This window comes from Pseudoalteromonas sp. MER144-MNA-CIBAN-0113, from assembly GCF_040308965.1.
Taxonomy (GTDB): Bacteria; Pseudomonadota; Gammaproteobacteria; order Enterobacterales; family Alteromonadaceae; genus Pseudoalteromonas; species Pseudoalteromonas tetraodonis.
Map to the genome: position 1 here is coordinate 1 of NZ_JBEOOG010000425.1, position 260 is coordinate 260.

Below are 260 nucleotides of genomic sequence, written 5' to 3' on the forward strand. Positions count from 1 at the left end.
GCCACCAATTTTGGTTGTAGACCTAGGGATATACCTACTCGTGAAAGTTTTTACACAATTTATTAGTGCTTTTATTCTACTTTGTAGTTTTAGTACTTTGGCTTTTACGCCAACAGCATCTCAAATTGAGCAATTTAAAAAGTTGCCAAAAGCTCAGCAAGAAGCCCTAGCAAAACAGTATGGTGTTGATATATCAACGATCACCGGTACAAACCAATCTAATAATCAAAATAATACTGAGCAACAAAACAGTATTGGTG

General features: G+C 35.4%; 1 protein-coding gene. It reads left to right on the forward strand.

Annotated features, from left to right (window positions below; translation table 11 throughout):
* Nucleotides 1–40: 40 nt before the first annotated feature.
* The coding region (locus tag AAEY57_RS20340; RefSeq protein WP_350608702.1) for a hypothetical protein at nucleotides 41–260 on the forward strand (220 nt) is incomplete at its 3' end.